General features: G+C 65.5%; 10 protein-coding genes and 1 pseudogene. 1 reads left to right on the plus strand and 10 read right to left on the minus strand.

Annotated elements, in window-relative coordinates:
• Window positions 1-214: 214 nt before the first annotated feature.
• The 3 genes and pseudogenes from KY49_RS14775 to KY49_RS14785 form a co-directional block, all read right to left on the minus strand.
• A pseudogene (locus tag KY49_RS14775) lies at window positions 215-658 on the minus strand ((2Fe-2S)-binding protein); the annotation flags it as partial.
• Window positions 586-2,970, minus strand: coding sequence for a xanthine dehydrogenase family protein molybdopterin-binding subunit (locus KY49_RS14780; protein WP_042585404.1), 2,385 nt, complete (start codon window positions 2,968-2,970; stop codon window positions 586-588). The gene KY49_RS14780 and the pseudogene KY49_RS14775, both read right to left, overlap by 73 nt.
• 237 nt (window positions 2,971-3,207) lie before the next feature.
• Entirely contained in the window at window positions 3,208-3,468 is a 261-nt protein-coding gene (locus tag KY49_RS14785; RefSeq protein ID WP_042585405.1) for a hypothetical protein, read from the minus strand.
• A gap of 372 nt (window positions 3,469-3,840) precedes the next feature.
• Between KY49_RS14785 and KY49_RS14790 the strand changes: the two genes are divergently transcribed.
• The gene (locus KY49_RS14790) at window positions 3,841-4,578 is read left to right on the plus strand and encodes a BON domain-containing protein (protein ID WP_042585406.1); all 738 of its coding nucleotides are present in this window, start codon (window positions 3,841-3,843) and stop codon (window positions 4,576-4,578) included.
• 42 nt (window positions 4,579-4,620) lie between these two features.
• Here the strand turns inward: KY49_RS14790 and KY49_RS14795 are convergent, their stop codons facing one another.
• The 7 genes from KY49_RS14795 to KY49_RS14825 form a co-directional block, all read right to left on the minus strand.
• Window positions 4,621-5,160: a hypothetical protein gene (locus KY49_RS14795; protein WP_042585407.1), complete on the minus strand. Its 540-nt coding sequence runs from the start codon at window positions 5,158-5,160 to the stop codon at window positions 4,621-4,623.
• Between the two features lie 18 nt (window positions 5,161-5,178).
• Entirely contained in the window at window positions 5,179-5,586 is a 408-nt protein-coding gene (locus tag KY49_RS14800) for a hypothetical protein (protein WP_042585408.1), read from the minus strand.
• 205 nt (window positions 5,587-5,791) lie between these two features.
• Complete coding sequence (locus tag KY49_RS14805) at window positions 5,792-7,495, minus strand: cyclic peptide export ABC transporter (protein ID WP_042585409.1); 1,704 nt, start codon at window positions 7,493-7,495, stop codon at window positions 5,792-5,794.
• A 6-nt stretch (window positions 7,496-7,501) separates the two neighbouring features.
• A complete protein-coding gene (locus tag KY49_RS14810; RefSeq protein ID WP_010095740.1) occupies window positions 7,502-8,032 on the minus strand; it encodes a YbaK/EbsC family protein in 531 nt (176 codons plus the stop codon).
• A gap of 48 nt (window positions 8,033-8,080) precedes the next feature.
• A complete protein-coding gene (locus KY49_RS14815) occupies window positions 8,081-8,560 on the minus strand; it encodes a hypothetical protein (RefSeq protein WP_042585806.1) in 480 nt (159 codons plus the stop codon).
• Between the two features lie 53 nt (window positions 8,561-8,613).
• Window positions 8,614-9,270 carry a glycosyltransferase family 25 protein gene (locus tag KY49_RS14820; RefSeq protein ID WP_042585410.1) on the minus strand — a complete coding sequence of 219 codons (657 nt, stop codon included), beginning with the start codon at window positions 9,268-9,270 and terminating at the stop codon, window positions 8,614-8,616.
• Complete coding sequence (locus KY49_RS14825; RefSeq protein ID WP_042585411.1) at window positions 9,267-18,773, minus strand: non-ribosomal peptide synthetase; 9,507 nt, start codon at window positions 18,771-18,773, stop codon at window positions 9,267-9,269. Before KY49_RS14825 ends, KY49_RS14820 begins: the two co-directional genes overlap by 4 nt.
• Between the last annotated feature and the right edge of the window lie 26 nt (window positions 18,774-18,799).

Here is an 18,799-nt window from a genome sequence, read left to right on the forward strand (position 1 = left end):
GAGCCAAACAAGCGACGACCGACGCCGCAATACGGCCGGCAAGGCACGTTCCCCTGATCTTGAAAATTCATTTGTGGGGCTGGCCGCCAGAAGGGCCGATCGCCGCGTCATGCTCCTTGCGAATACGTTGAGTATTCGCTTCGTCCCATTCCTCGCGCTCGGCCCTTCTGGCGGCCAGCGCAAGCCCGTTATTAGCGTGAACAGGCCCTACCGACTCCGCCGCCTTGTGAACGGCCTTGCGGATGCGGGGAAACGTGCCGCACCGGCATGCGATGTTCTTCATCGCCTCGTCGATCTGGCGGTCGTCGGGGCGCGGGCAGCGCATGAGCAGGGCCGTGGCGGCGACCAGCTGGGCGCTCTGGCAATAACCGCATTGCACGACGTCGACGGCGAGCCACGCGTCCTTCAGCGCCCGCGCTTCAGCGCTGTCGAGTCCTTCGACGGTCGTGATGCGCGCGCCGTTCAGCGTGCCGACCGGGATCTGGCAGGCCGGCACGGCCTGATCGTTCAGCAGCACCGTGCAGGCGCCGCAGATCCCGACGCCGCAGCCGAACTTCGTGCCGGTCAGCTTCCGTTCGCACCGAATCACCCAGAGCAGCGGGGTGTCGGGTTCGGAATCGACGTGAGCGGTCTCCCCGTTGATACGGACTGACACCATCGGTCGTCTCCTGGCTGGGGCGGCGGCGGCTTGACGAGCGGCAGCGTGCGATGGCGCACGCCCGTGAGCGCATACAGCGCATTCGCCACGGCCGCTGCAATCGGCGGCGTGCCCGCTTCGCCGACGCCGTGCGGTTCGGCCCCGCCTGTCATGACTTGCGTGACGATCTCGGGACACGTTTCCATGTTGACCAGCGGGTAGCTGTCGAAATAATGCTGCGCGACCTGTCCGTTCTCGATCGTGATCGCCTGCTCGAGCGCGGCCGACAACCCGAAGATGATCCCGCTTTCCATCTGCTGCTCGACGAGATTCGGATTCACGGCCAGCCCGCAGTCGATCACGCAGAACACGCGCGTCACGCGAAAGCCGTCACCTTCCTGCCGCACTTCGGCGACTTGCGCGACCACGCTGCCGAACGCTTCGTGCATCGCGATGCCGCGCGCGCGCCGCGCGCCGGTCTCGTCGCGCCATGCCGGCGGCGAACGCCAGCCGGACAGCGCGACGAGCGCCCGCAGCACGGCCGCATGGCGCTGGTGCGCCGGCTGCTTCAGCATGTCGAGGCGAAACCGGATCGGGTCTTTCCGTGCGAGCACGGCCATCTCGTCGATGAAGCTCTCGACGAAGAACGCCTGATGCGCGTGCCCGACGGAGCGCCAGTAGCCGACCGGAACCGGGAGCGCCACCGTATTGTGCTGGACGTGAACGTTGTCGCATTCATAGGGCTGGTCGAATGCGCCTTCCGCCGTGGTGGCGTCGGGCAGCAGCTTCGCCGCGATGCCCGGCATGCCGAAGGTGCGGGGCATCGCCTGCGCGCTGACCGACTGGCTCGCCGAGATGCCTTTCCATGCGACCAGCCGGCCGCTCGCATCGATCGCGCCGCTGTATCTCGCCACGCAGGCCGGGCGGTAGAAGTCGTGCGTCATGTCCTGCGGGCGCGACCAGATCGTCTGCACGGGCCGCCCCTTCGCATGGCGCGCGATGGCGGCGGCCTGCGCGATGAAGTCGACTTCGAGCCGGCGGCCGAATGCCCCGCCGATCAACTGCTGATTCACGACCACCTTGTCTTCGTCCAGACCCAGCAGCGCCGCGACCGCCTTGCGCGCCAGCATTGGAATCTGCGTGCCGACCCAGATCGTTGCCGCGTCGTCATCGACCCGCACCGTGCAATTCATGGGTTCCAGCGGCCCGTGAGCGAGATAGGGCGCTTCGTACTGCGCGACGAACGGCTTCGCGCGGCTCAGCACGGCATCGGCGTCGCCGGCGGCGTAGAACACGTAGCGGCCCGCGTCGCCGTCGAGGGCGCGCGTCAACGCCGTGCGGACATCCGCGGAATTCACGCCGGCAGCCGGCCCATGGTCCCAGGTGACCGACAACTGGCACAACGTCCGCATCGCGATGAACGGGTTGTCCGCAATGACGGCAACGCCTCCCGTTCCGCCGTGGTACGGCTCGATCCTGAAGATGCCCGTCACGCCTTTCAGGCTGGCGACCCTGGATTGGTCGAAAGCCAGCGCCCTTCCGCCGAGTGTCGGACACATCGTGACGCTCGCATACAGGAGCTGGTCCGGAAGCGCATCGATGCCGAAACGCGCACTGCCGTCGAGCTTCGTGCGCGCCTCGATGCGGCCCAGCCGCTTGCCGACGAGCGTGAACGTCTTCGGGTCCTTGAGATCGACGTGCGTCGGGCGCGGCACGTCGCGCGCGAGCTGGACGAGTTCGCCATACGTCGCCGAGCGTCCCGATCGATGCAGCACCCGGCCGGCGTTCGTCTCGCATTCCGCGACGGGCACGCTCCATAGCTTCGCCGCAGCGCCGCGCAGCATGACGCGGGCCGTGGCGCCCGCTTCGCGCATGGGCCCCCACAGATCGATCATGCTCGTCGAGCCTCCCGTCGCCATCGAACCCGCATAGCGGGCTGCGCGGCGCGCCAGCGCCTCCATGCCGCGAGCGAGCAGGCTGTCGTCATCGGGGCGAAACGGCAGGCCCTCGGCGAGCGTTTCACGGTCCTTGTAGATCGTGTCGAGCGGGGACATGACGATGCGGACGCGGGACCAGTCCGCATCGAGCTCTTCCGCCAGCAGCATGGCCGCGCCCGTATGGACGCCCTGGCCCATTTCGGCTTTGCTCATGACGATCGTCACGTCGTTAGCGGAACTGATCATCACCCAGCCGTTCAACGGCACGTCGACGCGCGACATCGCCAGCTGTGCAGGCGTCGCGAGCCGGTCGTCGGGACGCCGCCATGCCCAGCCGATCGCCAGCACGCCCGCCGCGCCCGCACTGCCCAACAGGAAGGTTCTGCGCTTCAACATGATGTGGCCTGTCGACATGTGGCGATCGAGTCCTTGCAGCCGCAGTCACCTATATTAGTCACTGGCGTCGGAGACTGAGAACCTGAATGTGATTTGACCATGCAAGAAAGCCCGCCAACGGAGAACGGCTTGGCGGGCTTCAACGCCGCGAGGACATACTCGCGGCGGTCTGGAGCGCTTCGGTACAACGCTATCGCTATCGAATACGACTGCCACGGCGACGAAGCAGGGTGGAACTTACAGGCCCAGCTTCCCGATGACCTTGCCGCCGAGGTTGTTGATCGTGTTGGTCACGCTGGTGAGATCCAGGTGCGTCGATGCATCGACCTGCGTCACCGGGGCGGTAATGGTATTGGGGCTGGCGAACGAGAATCCGCCGCCGGATTCGATGGCGTTGACGCCGAAGTTCTGGAACACGCTGCCACCGCTGACGGAAGCCATTTCCTTGCGGCTGAGTTCGTGGGCACGGGACAGGTCGTTGATCATCAGTGCGGACATGATAAATCTCCTTGAGTTTGCTGCGGTTTGGGAAAGAGCACTTTTCGTCGCGCTCGCAGCAACAAACGCATGGGGCGTGCCAGGGCCGGATCATGTGCGCACGGGCGTCGCGCAACCTCATGAAAACAAACAACATTTAATCTGGTCGCCGCCATTTCACATGGCCCGCCGGGCAGGATTGACGAATCACGATGTCTGGTTTTCCCAAACCATTTCCCCGGCGGCTGTTTCCTCTCACCCAACAGGAAAAGGGCGTGGCGCCGGCGGCACGGTTCCTATAATTAACGATACAGCGCCCGCCGGGTGCAGCAGGCACCTGTTCAGTCCGGGACCGACGGCGCTGCTTCATTCAACCTTTGCGCGAGGCAGATCATGCAACGCAGCGACATGGTCTTGAAGCAGGTGATGGCGGCCTTTGAACACGAATCTCACCTGAAGCTACACCATCATCCCATTCACATGAGTTTTGACGGCCACGCGTTGACCGTGTCGGGCGAGGTGCCGGATATCGCATCGAAGAAGCGCCTGCTCGCGCTGACCCACACGTATGGCGGCGGGATGCCGCTGGTCGATCAGCTCCGTGTGGCGGCCAATCCGCCGATGGGTGACGGCGAGCTGCGCACGCGCATCTGCGAGCGGCTCGCGCAGGCGGTCGATTTTCGCAACTGCGTGATTTGCGCCCGCGTCAAAGGGCAGCTCGAAGTGCTGCGCGGCACCATGGATCAGGCGGGCAACGAGGGCAGCGGCGCGATCGAGGTGACGGTCGAGAATGGCGTCGTGAGGCTGACGGGGCAGGTGATCAGCCTGTCGCACCGGCGCCTCGCAGGCGTGATCGCGTGGTGGACGGGCGGCTGCCGCGATGTGGAGAACCTGCTGGAACTGGTGCCCGCAGAAGCCGACGGCGACGAGGAGATTTCCGAAGTGATGCATCTCGTGCTGGAGACGGACCCCCGAGTGCGGGCCGACCAGATAACCGTCAGCGTGAAGAATCATCAGATCACGCTGGCGGGCTGGGTCCCGACCGACGCGGAACGGCTGATGGCCGAACAGGACGCCTGGTGCCTCGATGCGATCGCGGGGGTCGTGAACCGCATCGAAGTGAGGGCGTGATGCCGCGGCGTCGGGGTGGGCAGGAGGCGGCGCCGGCACGCGTCATTCGCGTTTGAAATATTCCACGTCCTTGTCGCGGCCCAGCGCGGCCGCAATGGCCAGCGGGTTCAGGCGGCGCACCACGTCGGGCTCGCCGGGAACGGTGGCCTTCGCGCCGATTGTCGAAAGATCCACGGATGCGTTGAAGCTGACGAAGCGGAAGCCGTAATCCGGGTCGTTCGCGATCAGCGCTTCGACTTTCTTCAGGATGTCCGGCGGGATCTGCGCGTCCTCGAGGACGACTTCGGCGCGGGACGGGCTGGTGTGCTCGCGTTCGGCACGCGCGAAGAACAGATCGACGTCGCCGTGCATCAGCGCGGATTCCTTGGTCAGGCCGGCCTTGAGCATCGCGTCCGCGCCAGTCTTGCACTGGTCGAGAAAGCGCTGAAGGATGTCCTTGGGCGGCCTGGCATTGGCGGCCTGCCAGTCGTCGACCGATCTGGCCAGCATGTTCAGCCAGTCGGTTTCACGCTCGACACCGAAGAGCGGATAGAGCCGCGTGCTGTATCGCGGGCAGACGACGGACGCCGGCACGAAACGCACGTCGTAGTTCGATTGTCCCTAGGCCAGTTCGTCCTGGCTGTAGCGGGGCTCCTTGATCGAATCGACGAGGGACCGTTTGATCCAGGTCGTGGTGGTGTCGTGCGTGTCGTCGAATTGCCGGCTGTCGAGCGTGAAGGTGGGGCTCAGGATCAGCGCGAGCAGAAAGCACGCGATCCAGGCCAGCGCTTGCACGGGCACGGGCGGTCTGGGGCGGTCCTGCACGATGCGCTGGGTGGTGACGTACCAGATGGGCAGGGTGGCGAAGAACACGCAGCCGCCCAGACAGGCCATCGCGAGAATGTGGTTGAATGCGCCGACGATCAGCATCGCCAGGCCGATCCATCCGGGCCAGCGCAGCAGCGTGCGCCGCGACGCGGCGCGCCAGTTGAGGAGGTCCTGGACGGGAGTGGGGGAGTCTGTCGTCATGCGTGTTCTTGTCGTGATTGTCTATCGGGCCGGCCTGCTCGGTTTCCGGCGCGACGCGCGTCATCGTCGGATGAAGACGGACGATACGTCGCGCCGAGCGGAAACAGCGGCATTCTATCTCGACCACGAAACCCTCGCCGCCCGCACTCGAGACGACCATTGCGGGTTTGACCAGGCGGGCCTCACGATTCGACCCGCCGCCAGCTCACCCCGCGACTGTCGATCGGACGTCATTCATGGCCGTATCCGAGAAAATGCGGCCGCTATCCAGGCGAATGACGCGATCCGCCAGTTTGAAATACTGATCGTCGTGGGTAATGATGATCACGCATTTCCCACGGGATTTCAGATCGGGAACCAGCACCTCATAGAAGAATCGCTTGAACACCGGGTCTTGATCGGCAGCCCATTCGTCCAGGATATAGATCGGACGATCCTCGATGTACGCGCAAAGCAGCGCCAGTCTTTTGCGCTGCCCTGTCGACAAGGCCTTGGTCGTCGAGTAGGTCTTGCCGTGAATCTCGATCTTGTCGGCCAGCTTCAGGGTTTCAAGGTACTTTTGGGCAAGTTCGATGCGCGTATTTTTCTGGTCCGGCCCGATGATGCGATTGAACAGATGGAAATCGGTAAACACGGCGGAAAACAGATTCCGGTACCGTTCCCTCGAATCGTCGTCGATCACCTTCCCGTCAAGGGCAATATGGCCTTCGGTCGGCGCGTAGAGGCCGCTGAGTATCTTGGCCAACGTGCTCTTGCCGCTGCCGTTGCCGCCGATCACATAGACGAGCTCCCCCGCATGAATCGTCATGTTGATGGGGCCAAGCACGAAGTCGGACGACGACTCATGGTCGTGGTAATTCATCTTCACGTCCTTCAATTCGATGCGTCGCCACGACTCCATCGGTGAGGATTCCGTTGCGCCCGGATGGTGAAGTTTTCCGGGCGAGTCTTGCGTGTCATCGATCAGGAAGCCGAATTCCGCGAGTCGGGCGAGCGCGGTCTTGCCTTCGGCCATGATCGGCAGAATATTGATCAGCATGGTCAAGGGCCCCATCATGTAAAGCACGGCCAGAATGCTCGCCGTGAGCACGGAGGGGTCGACGACGCCGAGCGAAGGGACGCCGAACAGCAAAGATCCGAGCAGGACCGCCACGGTGATCTGACCGATGCTGTCGCCGCTCATGAACCAGAAGCGTTCGATGTAGTTGTAGCCCGCCACGCGCCGCGACGACAGTTCGATCGCCGCCTTGGTAAACCAGCGTTGTCGGGCCCGGTTGAGCTTGAGTTCCTTGATGCCGAACACGAGGCTATGGGTGTACTCATTGAACTGGACGAACTCGTCACGCACTCTTTCAGTGAAATCGACCGCCCTCCGGTAGAAAGACAGATAGAGCACCAGGCCGGCGATCGTCAGGATCATCGTCGAAGCAAAAACGACCCACGAGAGATAGGCCAGATAGACGATGCTGCAAATCAGCACGACGGATTGAACGATGATCGTCGGGATGGTGAGCAGTGTCTGGCTCAGCTGCGGAATGTCTTGCGTCAGCATGGTCAGGACATTGGGCGCGCCGCGTCTGTCGATTTCCTCCAGTGGGGTCGCGAGGATCCGCTTGCACAGGTTGACGCGCAGTCTCGTCATCACTTTCATGCAGACGTAGGACGGCATCACGGCAGCCGCGCTCCTGCACAACACCGCAATGCCGTTCACCGCAATGAAGATCAGCAACAGCGTCTGTCGATCGTCCTGGCCGTGAAGCGCCCTGCTGATCAATCCGACGCCCACGATCGACGCGATGCCGCTGATGAGGCCGGTCAGGACCGTGCCTAGAGTCAGCCAGGGATGACTGCGCCACATCAGGGTGACGGCCGAATGCCACGGCGGTGATTGGTTTTGAGCAAAGTCCATGTGTCGCTATTCGGAGATACTGCCGATTTGATGTCGTATCGCATTCAGATAGATGCCGGTGTCGACGCCGATCGATACGTCGAGCCGTCCCGCGCTGAATACGATTTCCGGGGTGGGCAGCAGGTCGCGATCGACCACCACTTGAAGACGGTCGTCGAAAGAGATGGGCGGCACGGCGCCCATCATGCACCGGGTCAATTGCGACGCCACATGGCTCGGCGCCAGCTTGGCCTTGACCCCTCTGAAGCAGTCGGCCACCTTTTTCAAGGCCACTCTCCTGTGTCCGGATACGACCGCCAGCGCATAGGAAAGCTCGCCGTTGTCGTGCTTGACTTCCACCACCATGCATTTCGCGGCCTGTTCGACGCTGTGTCCACGCAGCAGGCTGGCGGCAACGGTTTGTCCTTCCGGGGGATGGACCATGACCCGGTGATTGATTTTTTCGGCGATCAGAAAATCCATGATTCGCCTGAAGGAAAATCCCGGATCTTCTCCGGGCACCCAGGGAACGATTGCCGTTTCGTTGGCTTGAGACATGATTTCTCTCCGCGATCATGCATGCTGCCGATGTCGAGCCGGGCTTGCTCAGTTGATCAGGTGGCTGAGCTCGATGTTCTTGGCCGCCGATCTCAACCTGAACGAGGTCTCGGGCTTGCCCAGGCACGCGATGCTTTCCACGATCTCCAGCGGCGAATCGGAAAACAGGATGCAGCACTTCAGCAGGCGCTGCGCATGGTCCCAGCCGAGATTCAACGCGTCGGCCACGCTGCGCAGCGATGCGTCGACCGACGCGACGGTCCAGCTTTCGTTCTGTGCCAGCCGCGCTTCGGCCAGTCGAAGAAATTGCAGGAGGGTGCGAGGATTGCTTTCTATGCTGCACAAAAGTACATAATCGATCCGCAATTTCTTCGTGATCAACGGGAAAATCAGGTCCATCACGCCGGCGGGCGATTCGCATTTTCCATAAGCCAGCGAGATTGCCTCGCCGAGCTTGCCATCCCGGTGGAGCGAATCGAGCACGGACTGTACGAACTCCGCTTCGAGGTCAACGGTGGTGATTTGCATGATCTTCAATGGCCTGTCGAGAGATTGATCGCGGCGAGCACCGGCCGCAGGCGTTACCAGCCGTCCGGAATCGGGAACGAATAGGTCAGCGGCTTTTCCGGCATGACTTCTTCCATGATGTCGGAGTAGCCGGACTCCTGTCCGACCAGATTGGGTTCGAAGCAGTAGCAATTGAACGTCTGCTGCAGCACGAGGTTGTTGCGGTCGATGATCGCCGGCGGGTTCTCGTTGATCTCGATGAATGCGTCGTAAAGCGAGTCCCTGACGACGTACGCGTGCGCGGTGAGCGTCTCCACCGTCTTGACGATGTTGGGCGCGACGGGAATCGGCTGGGTGAAGTGATAGGCGCCCAGGAACAGCATGTGCCAGTCGTCCGGCACTTGCGCGATGAATTCAGGAAAGCGCGCGGTGAAGTCGGCGTCGAAGAACGCGTCGTCCTCGAAGATCAGGACTTCGCTCGCGCCGGCGGCCTTGGCCTGCTTCACGGCGGCGAGATGGCTCATGGTGCAGCCGTAGTCCTGCGGGCGCATATGGCTCAAGTGCTCCGGCACGGCCACCTGCTTCGCATCGACGGCGGACAGGCGCTCCACCGTGAGGATGTTCTGCTCGGCGAATTTTCTTTGCATGGCTTCCCAGCGATCGGGACGCCGGTCCAGGTTGATGCAGACCTTGCGCGCGAACGTGTTGTCGATTGTCGGTGTTGCTTTCATGAGCGGCTTTTCTCCAGAAACTGATTGAGATGGGTCGCGAGGACGCCGGCGTGCGGATCGAGCAGCATGGTCAGGTGGTCGCCGGGTACGTCCACCACGTCGACGGGGAGCGTCGAGAAGCGGGACCATCCCCAGGTCGGGTCCAGGCGGAGCTGCGCGACCTCGGGTGACGGATCGTAGTCGCCGGGGTCCCGCTCGGTGCTGCGGAACAACGCGATCGGCACGGGAAGCGGGGCGGCTTCCGGCGCGTAGCGCGATTTGAAGTTGGCCTGATAGACGCGCAGATAGGCGCGCAGGCGGTCGGAGCCGGCATCCGCGAACCAGCTGCCGCGGTCGCCGATTCGGTCGAGGATCAGGCCGGCCTGGCCGTCGGGGTCGAGATCGACGAGGTCTGCCCGCGTCACCTGAAGGTCGGTCCCGAGGAAGGTGCCGATTTCGTGGGCGATCGCGACCAGCCACTCGGTGTCGTCCCAGTCTTGCCAGTAGGTCTCGGCCGAGCTGTCGACCGGCGCGGATGCGTCGAAGATCGCCAGCAGTTTCACCGCGGCGCCCTTGGCGACGAGCTGCCGGCTCATTTCGAGCGCCACCTTCGCACCGAAGGAGTGGCCCGCCAGATAGTAGGGGCCCGCGCCCACCAGCGGCCAGATGCGTTCGATATGACGGGCCGCGATGTCTTCCACGCGGGTGAGCGGCAGGCACGCGCCGTCGAGGCCGAGCGCTTCCAGCCCGTGAATCGCGTGGGTCTCGGCCAGGTGGTTCGCGAGCGGGTGGAAGTAGACCACGTTGCCGCCTGCGCCCGGAAGGAGGAAGAGCGGCGCGGCGGGACCGCCGTCCCGGATCGGCACGAGTCCGCCGGCGGGGGCGGACGACTCTTTGCTGGCGAGCGCCGCCGCGAGTTTTTCGATCGTCGGATTCTCGAAGAGGCAGGATATCGGCAGCCGGCGATCGAATGCCTTTTCGACATTGGCCATCAGCTGGATGGCGATGATCGAGTGTCCGCCGAGGTCGAAATAGTTGTCGCTGAGCTTGATGTCGTCTCGTTTGAAGATTCGCTGCCAGATCTCCAGCAACGTGCTTTCGTCCGCCGTCGGCGCGACGGCGCGTGCCGTCGCGGCCGGGCCGGCGGCGGGTTCGACGGCAGGGCTGGCCGCGCCGCCCGTCGCGCGCTGCTGGCCGTCGGCACGATCGGCCGGAGCCGGCGCATCGGCGAGCTGGCCCGTAAGCTGGGCCGGGTCTTCGGCGAATCGTTCGAGCAGCTCGCGGATGGCGCCCAGCATGTGCCGCACCACGTCGGGGGCGAAGCGGTGCGCATCGTGCGAGATGCGGAAGGCGAGGCGCGTATCCGGGTGCACGGTCAGGGTCAGCGGGTAATTCGATTCGGCGAAGGCGCGGGTGTCGACGATGTCGATGCCGTCCGGCCCGAGATCGGGCGCGGCCGCAACCGGGAAGTTCTCGAACACCAGCAGGCTGTCGAACAGGCTGTCGCGCGCGGGCAGTTCGCTCCATGACTGGATGTCGACCAGCGAACTGTACGAATGCGGCTCCATTGCCGTCTGGGCGGCATGGACCGCCGCCAGCCATTCGGTGAAGGGGCGCTCCGGCGCGATGCGCACGCGAAACGGCAGCGTATTGATGAACAGCCCCACGATCGATTCGACGCCGTCGAGCAGCGGCGGGCGGCCGGACACGGTGACGCCGAACACGACGTCGTCGGTTCTGGCGTAGCGCCGCAGCACCAACGCCCAGACCGCGCGTATCAGCACGTTGAGAGTGAGGCGATGGGTGCGCATGAGCGCTTGCAACCGCGCGGTCAGCGCCTCATCCAGCAGGAAACGCTGCTCCCTGCGCTTGTCCTGCCGGGCGTCGTCGCCGGCGCCTTGCCGGACCGGCTCGGCCACGATCGGCGTGGCGGCATGGAACCCCGCCAGCTCGGCGCGCCACCACGCTTCATCCTCCGAACGGGGATGGCGCGCGAGCCAGTCGATGTACTTGCGGTATCCCGGCGCCGGCGACGCGAGCGCGGGCACGCCGGTGCGGGCGATCAACAGGTAATCGTCGAACACTTCCTTCATCAGGATCGCGGTGCTCCAGCCGTCGAGGATGATGTGGTGCGCGCTCCAGCAGAAGCGATGGCGGTCCTCCGCCTCTTGGATCAGCGTGCAGCGGAACAGCGGCGCCTTTTGAAGATCGAAGCCGCGCCGCCGGTCGTCGGCGAGGAATGCATCGAAGTCCTGCGCGCGGCGGGACGCATCGCGGGACCGCCAGTCGACGAACGTCCACGGCAGGTCGACGGCGTGCAGGACGGTCTGGACCGGATGATCGCGATCGGTCCACGCAAACCCGGTGCGCAACACGGCATGGCGCTCGAGCGCATTGGCCCAGGCTTGCCGGAGCGCCGGCACCTGGAGCGGGCCGTTGACGACGAAGCTGAACTGCTGGAAATAGGCGGCAGGGTCCAGGTCGTACAGCGAGTGGAACAGAATGCCCTGCTGCAGGGACGAGAGCGGATAGCTGTCCTCGACGTTGTCCCAGCCGGTGTCGGGGACCGACGCCGCGAAGTCGATCAGCCGATCCTTGAAGTGCACGGCCAGGTTCTCGACCGTCTGTCGCTGGTGGATGCGCTCGCTGTAGCTCCAGTCCACGTGAAGCCTGCCGTTGGAAACGGCGGCGACGATCTCGAACAGGTGCGTGCGCAGCGACCGCTCGGAGCGCAGCGAACCGAGGTCTTCGGCAGCCGGACTCCAGCCGTCGGAGCGCTGCAGCACGGTATCGAGCTGCCCGTGATAGTTGAAGAGGATGTCGGCGTTCGGCAGGGCGGCGAGACTGTCGCGCACGGCGTCGTCGGGGCTCAGGTAGCGGAGCAGCGAATAGCCGAGGCCGTCGGCCGGAATGCCGCGCAACTGCCGCCGCGCGGCGCGCAGCGCGTCCTCCGGCGCTTGCAGGGCGTCGACGTCGAGCACGACGGGGTAAATCGACGTGAACCAGCCCACCGTCCTGGTGAGGTCGAGCGGCGCATCCGACACGTGGCGGCCGTGGCTTTCGAGATCGATCCGGGTGCGGGCGTTGCCCGTGACCATGCCGCATGCCTGCGCGAGCGCGACGAGCAGCACGTCGTTGATGCGCGTGTCGTAGGCCCGGGGCAGCCGGCGCAGCAAGGCCGTGGTGTCGGCTTCGTCCAGCTCGAATGAAACGGATGCCGTGTCGCCGACATGGTTGGCCGCGCCCGCGGCCGGGTAATCGACCGGCATCGGCTCGACGTGCTGCGACAGGAGCGCTCGCCAGTGCCGGGCTTCGTCGCCGATGGCCGGCGACCGGGCCAGTTGCTGCAGATGAAGGGCCCATTCGCGGAACGAAGTCGTCTTCGCGGACAACGGCTGGCCGTGGTATGCCGCATGCAGGTCCTCGAGAAGCACGCGCCATGAGACGCCGTCCACCGCGAGGTGATGAACCGACACGAACAGGCGCGCGAACGGCTCGTCGTCGAAGCAGAACAGACGGGCCGCCAGCAACGGGCCATGCGTGATGTCGATGCCGCGTTCCGCTTCCGCGGCGGCGGCGCGCATGGCCGCGATGCGCTCGCCGGCGTTGCCGGCTATCGCCTGCTTCGCGAAGAGCGCCGGCGTATCGCCGACGGCGACGACTTCCTGAGTCCAGCGGCCCGCGCGGCGCGAGAAACGCAGGCGCAACGCATCGTGATGTTCGTAGACTTGCCGGATCGCGTCGGCGAGCCTCGAATCGTCGATGTCCGCCGGCACCTGGATCAGGACCGTTTGGTTGTAGTGCGACGGCGCATCGACATCCTGATCGAAGAACCAGTGCTGGACCGGCGTGAGCGGCGCTTCTCCCAAAGGGCTGACGGTCGGTGCGAGCGCTGCCCGTTCTTCAGGCGCGGCGGCGAGCTGGGCGATCGTCTGATGCTGGAACAGCTGTTTCGCCGTCAAGCGAAGTCCCGCCTGATTCGCGCGCGAGATCACCTGGATGCTCAGGATGGAGTCGCCGCCCAGCTCGAAGAAATTGTCGTGGATGCCGATGGACGGCAGTTGCAGCACGTCTTTCCAGATCGATGCCAGCAGAATTTCGCGGGGCGTGACGGCAGGCGCGTCGGGACGGGCCTCGTCGACGGGGTCCGCCGGGACGGGCAGCGCCTTGCGGTTGATCTTGCCGTTGGGCAGCAGCGGCAGGGATGCCAGCGCGACGAACTTCGACGGCACCATGTAGCCCGGAAGCCGGCCGCTCAGATAGCCGCGAAGTTCGGCGACGTCCGCTGACGCGGTCGCGACATAGGCGATCAGGAAGGTCCGGTCGCCGTCGGTTTTCGCGATCACGACGCAGTCGGCGACCGACGGATGCTCGCGCAGCGTCGCCTCGATTTCACCGAGTTCGATGCGCAGGCCGCGCAGCTTGACCTGATGGTCGATGCGGCCGAGGAACTCGATGTTGCCGTCGGCGCGGTAGCGCGCGAGATCGCCGGTGCGGTAGAGGCGCGCGTGCGGGTCGGCGGAGAACGGATCGGCGATGAACTTCGCGGCGCTCAGTTCGGGCTCGCCATGGTAGCCGCGCCCGACCGGCGTGCCGCCGATCAGCAGCTCGCCCGCCACGCCGACCGACACGGGCTGCATCTGTGCGTCGACGATATAGACGCGGGTATTGGCGATGGGCCGGCCGATCGGGACGTTGCGGTGCGCGTCGTCGCGCCGGCATTCCCAGGCGGTCACGTCGACGGCGGCTTCGGTCGGGCCGTAGAGGTTGTACAGCCTGGCGTCCAGGCGCTCGAAGAAGCGCTGCTGCAGGTCGTAGGGCAGCGCCTCGCCGCTGCACACGACGCGGCGCAGCGACGCGCAGTGCGCGTCGAGGTCCGGATGGTCGAGGAAGGCGCGCAGCATGGACGGCACGAAATGGACGGTGGTGATGCCTTCGCGCGCGATGAGACCGACGAGGTAATCGGTCTCGCGCTGGCCGCCGGGCCGGGCGAACACGAGGCGCGCGCCGGTGACGAGCGGCCAGAAGAATTCCCAGACCGAGACGTCGAAGCTGAACGGGGTCTTCTGGAGCACGGCATCGTCGGCGCCGAGCGCGTACGCGTGCTGCATCCAGAGGATGCGGTTGGTGATGGCGCGATGGGAGTTGAGCGCGCCCTTGGGCCTGCCGGTCGAGCCGGAGGTGTAGATCATGTAGGCGAGGTTGTCGCCGCTCAGCGCAGGTGCGGGGTTGGCCGCGGGCGCGGCGGCGAACTCGTGCGCGTCGCGATCGACGACGATCAGGCGGGCGTCGGTGTCGGGCAGCGCGGCAAGCAGATGCTGCTGGGTGAGGAGCCAGCGCAACTGAGCGTTGTCGATCATGAAGCGCACGCGCTCGGCGGGGTAGTCGGGGTCGACGGGGACGTAGGCGCCGCCGGCCTTGAGGATGGCGAGCAGCGCGACGATCATGTCGAGCGAGCGCTCCATGGCGACGCCGACGAGGGAGTCGGGGGCGACGCCGAGCGCGATGAGGTGATGGGCGAGGCGGTTGGCGCGGAGGTTGAGCTCGGCGTAAGTGAGCGACGCGTCGTCATGAACGGCGGCGACGGCGTCGGGGGTGCGCTCGGCCTGCTGCTCGAACAGCCGGTGCAGCGGTTGCTCGGCGTCTGCGCCGAAATCCGTGTCGGTCCGGTTCCACTCGACGGTCAGCGTGTCCCGCTCCGCATCGCTCAGCAGCGAAAGCTCGCCGAGCGGCCGGTTCGAATCGGCGATCACGGCTTCGAGCAGATGGCGGAAGTGTTCCGCCATGCGCTCGATCGTGGCGGCGTCGAACAGGTCCAGGTTGTATTCCAGCGAGCCCGCGAGGCCGTGGCCGGCATCCTGCACATGGAGCGTGAGGTCGAACTTGGCGGTGTGGGTCTCCACCGACACCGGCGTGGCGACGAGACCGGGGAAGTTCACCGGTTGGGACGACGCCTTCTCGTACGCGAACACGACCTGGAACACCGGCGTGCGGCTCAGATTGCGTTCGAGCTTGAGGGCATCCACCACCTGTTCGAACGGGATCTCCTGCCGGCTGTAGCCGTCCAGCGCGACGCGCTTCACGCGCGCCAGCAGTTCGCCGAAGCCCGGATTGCCCGACAGGTCCACGCGCAGCGCCAGCATGTTGGCGAAGAAGCCGATCAGCGGCTCGGTCATGCTGGAGCGCCGGTTGGCGATCGGGGAGCCGATGACGATGTCGTGCTGATTGCTGTACCGCGAAAGGAGCAGCGCATACGCGGCGAGCACGACCATGAACGTGCTCGTGCCGGACGCGTGCGCGATCGCGCGCACGCCGTCGGCGAGTTCGCCGTTCAACTGGAACGGCAGGACCGCGCCGTCGAAACGCTGGATGGCGGGCCGGGGGCGGTCGGTGGGAAGCTCGATCTGGTCCGGCGCGTCCGCCAGCGACGCGCTCAGCAGCGCCAGCTCCCGATGCGTGTCGGCGGACGCCAGGCGCTCGTGCTGCCAGACGGCGTAATCGGCATACTGGACAGCTAGTTCCGGCAGGGACTGGCCTGCGTAGAGCGCAGCCAGTTCGCCGATGAGGGTGCCTGACGACCAGGCATCCGAAATGATGTGATGCATCACGACGCCGAACAAATGCACGCGCGCATCCACGCGATACAGCACGACACGATAGAGCGGCCCGACGGCGAGATCGAACGGGCGGTCGGTTTCGTCGGCCAGCAGCGCGAGCGCGTCGGATTCGCCGGCGACGTCGACGACGGCAAGCTCGACCGGCGCCGGCGGGGCGATGCGTTGAACGCCGCGGCCGTCGATGGCGGGAAACGTGGTGCGCAGGATCTCGTGGCGCCGGCTGATTTCGGACACGGCGGCCCGCAGGCGTGGAACGTCCAGGTCGCCCTCGAATCGCAGCGCGCTCGAGATGTTGTAGGCCGCCGACGGGCCTTCCAGTTGCGCGAGGAACCACAGGCGCTGCTGCGGAAAGGACAGCGGAAGGTCGTTCGCGCGCGATCGGGGCGTGATGGTGCCGGCCATCGAGCCGGACAGCGGCGACGACGCCTCGATCAGGTCGGAAACCGCGCTGATGGTCTGGAGTTCGAAGATCGCGTCGATGCCGATCTCGACGGAGAAGCTGCTCCAGATTCGCGAGACAAGCTGCATCGCTTGCAGCGAATCCCCGCCGTAGTCGAAGAAGCGGCCGTCGAGATCGACGGCCGGATTGTCGAGCACGTCGCGCCAGATGCGCACCAGCTCGCGCTGGATCGGCGTGGCGTCGAGACCGGCGGCATCGTCGGGCGTGGCGGCAGCCTCCATCGCGAGGAGCGCCGGGCGATCCAGCTTGCCGTTGGCGTTGAGCGGGAATTCGGCGATCGGGAAAATGTCGGACGGGACCATGTAGTCGGGCAGCTTCCCGGCCAGAAAGGCCCGGAGGTCCGGCACGCTCAGGCTCGCGGAGCCCTTGACGTAGGCCGCCAGCTTGCGCACCCCATGGGCGGTTTCACGCAGCATGACGGCCGCGCCGACGACGTCCTCGTGCGCGGTGAGCGCGGCCTCGATCTCGCCGAGCTCGACGCGGTAGCCACGGATCTTGACCTGGTCGTCGACGCGTCCGTAGCACTGGATCTGTCCGTCGGGCAGCCATCGGCCGATGTCGCCGGTGCGATAGATGCGCTGCTCGCCGGGCAACGGGTTCTCGACGAATTTCGCGGCGGTGACGTCGGGCCGCTTGTGGTAGCCGCGCGCGAGGCCGTGGCCGGCGATGCAGATTTCCCCCGGCACGCCGATGGGGACCGGCCGCAGCGCTTCGTCGACGATGTAGACCCGGGTGTTGGCGATGGGCCGGCCGATCAGCACCGTGGACGGCGCGTCCTCGACGAGCTTGACGATGCAGCCGACCGTCGCCTCGGTGGGGCCGTACTCGTTGTAGATTTCGATCGCGGGATCGATTTTCCGCAGCGTCGCGATGTGCTGGGGCGTCAGCTCCTCGCCGCCGACGATCACCTTGCGCACGCCGGAGCGCCCCAGGTTCATGTATTCGAGCAGGTGAATGTGGGTGGGCGTGAGCTTGAGCGTGTCGACGCCGCTGCCGGGCTGGAACATCCTGGCCAGGATGGTGTCGATGCTTTCCGATTGCGGATAGATGCGCAGCGATTTCCCGCGCACCAGCGGGCAGAACACGTTGGTCAGCGTGAAATCGAAGCACAGCGAGCTGTACAGGCCGAAACTGCCGGTCTCGCCTTCCGGAAAGTAATACCCGACGGCCCACGAGATGTAGTGGGCCAGGTTCCGGTGTTCGAGCAGGCAGCCTTTCGGCTTCCCGGTCGAGCCCGACGTGTAGATGACGTAGGCGAGGTGCTCCGGCGCCGCGCGGCGCGGCGGATTGTCCGGCAGCGGCGTCCAGCCGGGGAGCTCCTGATCGAGCAGCAGCGTCACGCCGGCGTATTCATACCACTGCGCCAGTTGGCTGGATTGGGTCAGCAGCAGCGACAGGCCGGTATCGCCGAGGATGTGATTGATGCGTTCGGCCGGGTACGCCGTGTCCAGCGGCACGAACGCCGCCCCCGCTTTCAATACGCCGAGAATCGCGACGATCATCGCTTCGGATCGGTCGAGCATGATGCCGACCAGCGATTCCGGCCCGACGCCGTAGTGTTTGACCAGCTGATGCGCGAGGCCGTTGGCCCGCGCGTTCAGGTCGGCGTAGGTCATCAGCGAGCTGTCGGTGACCAGGGCCGGCGCGTCGGGCGTGCGGGCGACCTGGGCTTCGAACATGCCGACGACCGTCGGGTGGCTGGGCCCGGCCGCCGCGGTTTCGTTGAAGGCGGCCAGCATCCGCCGCTCTTCCGCCGGGATCGATTCGATGTCGCCGACCGTCTTGTCGAGGTGTTCGAATTCCTGCAGGACCGCGCCGAGGCTGCTTGCGAAACCGTCGATGAGGAAAGGTTCGATGGCGCCCGAGTAGCGGATCTCGATTTCGCCGCGCGCGAGACTCAGATGCAACTGCATGTCGTCGTCGTGGCCGGACAGCGCGTGGTGCACCCGATCGTCCACCAGCCTGACCTTCGTGAGCTGCGCGAGATCCATGTCCTTCTCGTTGCGCACGAGCGTTTCCAGCGGGAATTGGTGCTCGGCGTAGCTGTCTTCCACGATCCCGGCCACGCGCGACAGGTAGTCGTCGATGCGCTCGTCGGGACGCACGTCGATGATCAGCGGAATGGTGGCCGCACGGGCCGGCGGATGTCCGGCAAGCCCCGGCGTGCCGAGCACCGTGACCGGGACCCGGAAGGTTTTCCAGAGCAGGAACGCGATGCCCGCGGCCGTGACCGCGAACTCGGCGAGCTCGTCGTCGCTGACGCGCCGCAGCAGGTCGAGCGACGCGGGCGTGAGCGGCACCGTGCGGGAAAGCAGGCCGCCCGGCTGCGGGCCGGGGGCGTGCGATGCGATGCGGTAGACGCCGGTGACCAACGAAAGACATTCGCGCCAGAAGCTCGCGGTCTGCGCATAGCGATGGTCGGTGACCAGGACGTTGTTGTCTTGCACAGGAAAAACTCCTTGAGACGTGTTGT

Origin of the sequence: Burkholderia sp. MSHR3999 (genome assembly GCF_000833595.1) — a bacterium.
In the GTDB taxonomy this organism is placed as follows: domain Bacteria; phylum Pseudomonadota; class Gammaproteobacteria; order Burkholderiales; family Burkholderiaceae; genus Burkholderia; species Burkholderia ubonensis.

Bases quoted from the DNA above. Each gene is read 5' to 3' on its own strand.
- KY49_RS14810 (WP_010095740.1), bottom strand. From the start codon at position 8,032: ATGTCTCAAGCCAACGAAACGGCAATCGTTCCCTGGGTGCCCGGAGAA.
- KY49_RS14805 (WP_042585409.1), bottom strand. From the start codon at position 7,495: ATGGACTTTGCTCAAAACCAATCACCGCCGTGGCATTCGGCCGTCACC.
- KY49_RS14820 (WP_042585410.1), bottom strand. From the start codon at position 9,270: ATGAAAGCAACACCGACAATCGACAACACGTTCGCGCGCAAGGTCTGC.
- KY49_RS14780 (WP_042585404.1), bottom strand. From the start codon at position 2,970: ATGTTGAAGCGCAGAACCTTCCTGTTGGGCAGTGCGGGCGCGGCGGGC.
- KY49_RS14785 (WP_042585405.1), bottom strand. From the start codon at position 3,468: ATGTCCGCACTGATGATCAACGACCTGTCCCGTGCCCACGAACTCAGC.
- KY49_RS14815 (WP_042585806.1), bottom strand. From the start codon at position 8,560: ATGCAAATCACCACCGTTGACCTCGAAGCGGAGTTCGTACAGTCCGTG.
- KY49_RS14800 (WP_042585408.1), bottom strand. From the start codon at position 5,586: ATGACGACAGACTCCCCCACTCCCGTCCAGGACCTCCTCAACTGGCGC.
- KY49_RS14790 (WP_042585406.1), top strand. From the start codon at position 3,841: ATGCAACGCAGCGACATGGTCTTGAAGCAGGTGATGGCGGCCTTTGAA.